This is a genomic window from Streptomyces pseudogriseolus, assembly GCA_002154585.1.
GTDB classification, from domain to species: domain Bacteria; phylum Actinomycetota; class Actinomycetes; order Streptomycetales; family Streptomycetaceae; genus Streptomyces; species Streptomyces pseudogriseolus.
Genome location: MUNG01000101.1, coordinates 1 through 4,977 on the forward strand (window position 1 = coordinate 1; position 4,977 = coordinate 4,977).

Genomic DNA, 4,977 nt, shown 5'->3' on the forward strand with positions numbered 1-4,977 from the left:
CCTCCCGGACGGCCCCCGTGCAGACCTTCCTCCCCTACCCCGACTTCTGCGGCACCGCGCTGGTCCTCGACCGCAAGCGGCTCGGCAAGCAGCGGGTCGAGGCGCTCCAGGTGCTGCGCGGGCTGATCGTGCCGGGCTACGGCTGGCGCCGCCATCCGGCGGTGCGCATGTGGACGGGCTACGAGGAGGCGCTGGTGCGCTACGGCCTGGAGATCTGCCGGGTCTGGCGGGACCAGGGCCACCAGGACAGCTGCGCGGCCACCCTGGTCGCCGACCTGGCCACGGTCCGGCCCGGGGCGCCGGTGCGCGACCAGGACGAGCTGGCCCGGGCCGGTGAGCTGCCGCCGTGGCTCGGCGACGAGGCCGTGCACCGCAGTCACCGCTCCGCGCTGGTGCGCAAGGCCCCGGACGTCTACCGGCAGCTGTTCCCCGACGATCCCGACGACCTGCCCTACTTCTGGCCGTCCTCCGACCGCGACCCGGAGGCCGCGGCCGGCTGAGCCCCGGCGCTCCCGCGTGGCGGGCGCGCCGGGGCGTCACGCGTGCCTCAGCGGCCGGAGAGGTACTCCTCGACGCCGGGGGCGGTGTGGGCGTCCTCGGCGTTCACCACGCCGCCGACCGCCTTCGCGTCCGGCTTGAGGACGTACGTCTCGGTGCTCGCGGGACGGTTCACGTCGGAGAAGTCCTGCGGCGTTCCGAGCCCGGTGTCCGCGTCGGACTGGGAGCGGTGCGCCTTGACGACGTCCTCCCGGGTCAGGCCGCCCGCCTCGCACGCCTTCGCGAGGTCCTCGCCGATGAGCTTCGCGGCGTTGTAGCCGGACAGCACGCCGGAGTCGACGGGCGAGTCCGGGTACTTCTTCCGGTACGCCGCCACCATGGCCTTCACCCCGGGCAGGTCGGAGCTGACCGCGGGCGCCGCGCTGACCACGTTCAGCATGGCGGCGAGGGCGGGCGCGGCCGGCGTCTCCATCAGCTGGGGCGCGAAGCCGGGGGCGTTGCTGACCACGGGGACCTTCAGCCCGCGTGAGGCGGCGACGCCGACCAGGGAGGCCGTCTGCGCCGGTCCCGCGCTGATCAGGACGGCCTTGACGCCCTCCTTGCGCAGCGCCGACACCTGCGCCGACAGGTCGGTGTCGGTGGCCTGGATCTTCTGCCCGGCCACCTTCATCCCGGCCCGCTCGGCCGCCCAGGTGGAGCCCTCCAGGGCGTTGGCGCCGTAGTCCCCCTCGAAGTAGACGTGGCCGATGGTGTCGCCCTTCTTCAGGCCCTTGGTGCGGGTGAGGAAGTCCACCGCGGCGATCATGTCGACGTCGTAGGTGGTGCCGAGCACCTGGACGGCGTCCTTGCCGAGCAGGGAGGCCGCCCAGGCCTGCGGGAAGGTGAGCATCTTGTCCCGCTCGACGTCGTCCAGCAGGGCGGCGACCACCGGGGAGCCGATGACCTGCGGCAGCGCCACCACGTCGGGGGCGATGTCGGCGTAGGCGGTGACGGCCTTCTGCACGTCGTAGCCGTGGTCCTTGACGACGATCTCGACGTCGCGGCCGCAGATGCCGCCCTTGGCGTTGGTCTCGTCGGCCCACATCTGCTGGGCCTGCACGATGCTCTTGCCGAGGGTGGCGTAGGGGCCGGTCAGATCGGTGAGGGCGCCGAGTCTGATGGTGTCGTCGTCGACGCCGGGTCCGGTGCGGACGCCGTCGGCGGCGTCGCCCTTGTCGCCGCCCTCCGCCTTGGAGCTGCATCCGGTGGCCGCGAGCAGCAGGGCGAGGGTGCCGGCGAGGACGGCCGAGGCGGCGCGGATCCGGGGGCGGCGGGTGTGTCCGGTGTTCACAGGGTGTGCTCCTTGGGTCGAGCGGCCGCGGCCGGCGGCGAGGGCGAGGGAACGGCGGAAGCCGGGTCGGAGGTCGGGGAGCGGCGGCGCCGCAGGCGGTCACGGGACCGGCGGGCGAGACCGTGCAGCCCGTCGGGCGCGTACAGCAGGACGAGGACGATGGCGGCGCCGTACAGGTAGCGGGCGGCCTCGGTGGGGCCGACCGCGCCTTCGGCGGAGCCGGGTGCGGCGACCAGCGGGAGCTGGTCGGCGTAGCGGGTCATCAGCAGCGGCAGGGCGGTCACGAAGACGGCGCCGGCGGTGGCTCCGGCGACCGAGCCGAGGCCGCCGATGACGATCATGGCGAGGTAGTCGACGGACAGCACCAGAGAGAAGTAGTCGGGCACCACCCGGCGGAAGGCGAGCGCCAGCAGCACCCCGGCGAGGCCGGCGTACATCGACGACACCACGAAGGCGGCGGAGCGGTGCCGGGCCACGTCGACGCCCATGACGGCGGCTGCGGTCTCGCTGTCGCGCAGGGCGGCCAGCGCCCGGCCGGGGCGGGAGCGCAGCAGGCCCCGGGCGGTGAACCAGGTGACCGCGAACAGCGCGAGGCCCAGGAACCACAGCCGCTCCTCCGCGCCGAACGGCACGCCGAGCACGGTCAGTTCGTCGCCCGCGTCGAAGGTGAACCCGCCGAGCGAGAGCGGCGGCACGGAACGGCCGTTGAAGCCGCCGGTGACCGACTCGGCGGTGAGCAGGACGTGGTGGCCGAGGAAGACCAGGGCGAGGGTGGCGATGCCCAGGTAGATGCCCTTGACCCGGCCGGCGACAGGACTGAACAGCCCGCCGGCGAGGCCCGCCATGAGCACCGCGAGGGGCACGGCGAGGGCGGTCGGCAGCCCGGGCCCGGGGTCGCCGGCCAGCCAGGTGTAGCCGTACGCGCCGACGGCGAGGAAGAAGGCGTGGCCGAGGGACAGCTGTCCCGCGGTGCCGCTGAGCAGGGCGAGGCCGGTGGCGCCGATCGCGGCCGCCAGGGAGAACAGGCCGATGCGCAGCCAGAAGGCGTCCAGGTAGAACGGCGGCAGGCACAGCAGCACGGCGACCGTGAGCAGGGTGGCGCGGCGGCGGGTGAGGAGCGCGGTCCGGTCAGACACGGGCCGCTCCCTTCGCGCCGAACAGCCCGTTGGGCCGCACGAGGAGCACGAGCAGCATCACGGCGTACGGGGCGACGTCGCCGAACCCCTCGCCGAGGACGTGCAGTTCGGACTGGTAGCCGACGACCAGCGCCTCGGTCAGCCCGATGACGAGGCTGCCGGCGAGGGCGCCCGTCGGGGACGCCAGTCCGCCGAGGATGGCGGCGGGGAAGGCGTTGAGCGCGATCTGGCCGGTGGTGCGCTCCAGACCCGGCGCGGGGAACGCGGCGAGGAACACCGCGGCCAGCGCGGCGAGCGCGCCCGCCAGGCACCAGGCGCCCGCCCGTACCCGGCCGAGGCGTACGCCCATCAGCGCGGCGGCCTCCATGTCCTCGGCCGCCGCCCGCAGCGACAGGCCCCAGGAGGTGAACCGGAACAGGGCGAAGACCCCGGCGATGACCACGGCCGACACGGCGATGGCGGCGAGCCGGCTGTCCGCGACGGTCAGCGGCCCCAGTTCGGTCACCGCGTCGCCCCACGGGTCGCCGAGCGTCAGCAGGTCGCCGCCGATGCGCCGCGCCAGCTCGGTGAGCAGCACGATGTCGATGCCGATGGTGACGATGGTCTGCACGTGCGCGGAGTGGGCGTCCTGCCCGCCGCGCTGGAGCAGGAACCGGTCCAGCGCCCCGGCCAGGGCGGCCGTGGCGAGGACCGCGAGGGCGAGCGCCCCGGCGAAGCCCAGGTCGTCGTGGAGGACGGCGACCAGGTAGCCGCCGAACAGCAGCAGGGAGCCGTGGGCGAAGTTGAGCACGCCGGAGGCCTTGAAGATGACGACGAAGCCGAGGGCGACCAGCGCGTACACCGCGCCGAGGGCCAGTCCGCCCAGCAGGCTGTCCAGGAGATCCGTCATGCCGCGTCCTCCCCGGTCGCGTCGGTGCCGAGGTAGGCGCGGAGCACTTCGGGGTCCCGGCGGACCTCGTCGGGTGTGCCGTGCGCGATGGGCCGGCCGAAGTCCAGCACGGTGACCTCGTCGGCGAGGCGCATCACCAGACCCATGTCGTGCTCCACCAGCACCACGGACAGGCCGAGTTCGGCGCGCAGTTCGCCCACCACCTCGGCGGTGCGGGCGCGTTCGGCGGCGTTCATGCCGGCCACCGGTTCGTCGAGCAGCAGCACACGGGGCTCCAGGCAGAGGGCGCGGGCGAGTTCGACGCGCTTGCGGTCGCCGTACGGCAGCAGGCCGACGGGCGCGTCGAAGTGGGCGCCGAGTCCGGTCAGTTCGGCGATCTCCCGGGCGCGGGCGAGGTGCTCGCGCTGTTCGCGCCGGGCGCCCGGCAGCCGCAGGGCGCTCGCGGTGAACCCGGCCCGGGTGAGGGCGTGCCGGCCGAGCATCAGGTTGTCGGCGACGGTGCCCTGGGTGGTGACGATGTTCTGGAAGGTACGGGCCACGCCGAGCGCGGCGATGCGGTGCGGGGCGAGCCGGGTGAGTTCCGTGCCGCCGAGCGTCACCGTGCCGGCGGCGGGCCGGCACAGCCCGGACAGCACGTTGAAGCACGTGGACTTCCCGGCGCCGTTGGGCCCGATGAGCGCGTGCACCGAGCCGGGGGCGACGGTGAAGGACACCCCGTCGAGCGCGGTGAGCCCGGCGAAGCGCACGGTGACGTCCCGTACGGCGAGCTCGGGCGGTGCGGTGGTGGTGCGGTCGTTCACGCGGCCCCCTGGTCCTGCGCCGACTCGCCCAGGTACAGGCGGCGTACGGCGTCGGTGCGGGCGAGCTCCTCGGCGGGGCCCGACAGGCGGGTCTCGCCGACCTCGAGGACGTGCGCGTGGCTCGCGAGGGACAGCGCCATGCCGGCGTTCTGCTCGACGAGGAGCACGGCGGTGCCCTGCGCGTTGATCTCCTGGATCACCTCGGCGATCCGGTACACCATCTGCGGGGCGAGGCCGAGGGAGGGCTCGTCCAGGAGCAGCAGGCGGGGCGCGGCCATCAGGGCGCGGCCGATGGCGAGCATCTGCTGCTCGCCGCCGGACAGC

At 74.4% G+C, this 4,977-nt stretch carries 6 protein-coding genes; 1 reads left to right on the forward strand and 5 read right to left on the reverse strand.

Annotated features, from left to right (window positions below; all coding sequences use genetic code 11):
• The first annotated feature begins 17 nt into the window (after nt 1-17).
• Nucleotides 18-500 (forward strand): MSMEG_6728 family protein, encoded by a 483-nt coding sequence (locus CCN29_RS10865; protein WP_086681254.1) that lies wholly within the window; start codon nt 18-20, stop codon nt 498-500.
• A 47-nt stretch (nt 501-547) separates the two neighbouring features.
• Here CCN29_RS10865 and CCN29_RS10870 read toward each other — a convergent pair whose 3' ends face one another.
• The 5 genes from CCN29_RS10870 to CCN29_RS10890 form a co-directional block, all read right to left on the reverse strand.
• A complete protein-coding gene (locus CCN29_RS10870) occupies nt 548-1,828 on the reverse strand; it encodes an ABC transporter substrate-binding protein (RefSeq protein WP_031020882.1) in 1,281 nt (426 codons plus the stop codon).
• Nucleotides 1,825-2,964: a branched-chain amino acid ABC transporter permease gene (locus tag CCN29_RS10875; protein WP_086681250.1), complete on the reverse strand. Its 1,140-nt coding sequence runs from the start codon at nt 2,962-2,964 to the stop codon at nt 1,825-1,827. The genes CCN29_RS10870 and CCN29_RS10875 overlap by 4 nt, the downstream gene beginning before the upstream one ends.
• Nucleotides 2,957-3,853 carry a branched-chain amino acid ABC transporter permease gene (locus CCN29_RS10880; protein WP_006133030.1) on the reverse strand — a complete coding sequence of 299 codons (897 nt, stop codon included), beginning with the start codon at nt 3,851-3,853 and terminating at the stop codon, nt 2,957-2,959. The genes CCN29_RS10875 and CCN29_RS10880 overlap by 8 nt, the downstream gene beginning before the upstream one ends.
• Nucleotides 3,850-4,653: an ABC transporter ATP-binding protein gene (locus tag CCN29_RS10885; protein ID WP_086681252.1), complete on the reverse strand. Its 804-nt coding sequence runs from the start codon at nt 4,651-4,653 to the stop codon at nt 3,850-3,852. The genes CCN29_RS10880 and CCN29_RS10885 overlap by 4 nt, the downstream gene beginning before the upstream one ends.
• The coding region (locus CCN29_RS10890) for an ATP-binding cassette domain-containing protein (RefSeq protein ID WP_143661305.1) at nt 4,650-4,977 on the reverse strand (328 nt) is incomplete at its 5' end. The genes CCN29_RS10890 and CCN29_RS10885, both read right to left, overlap by 4 nt.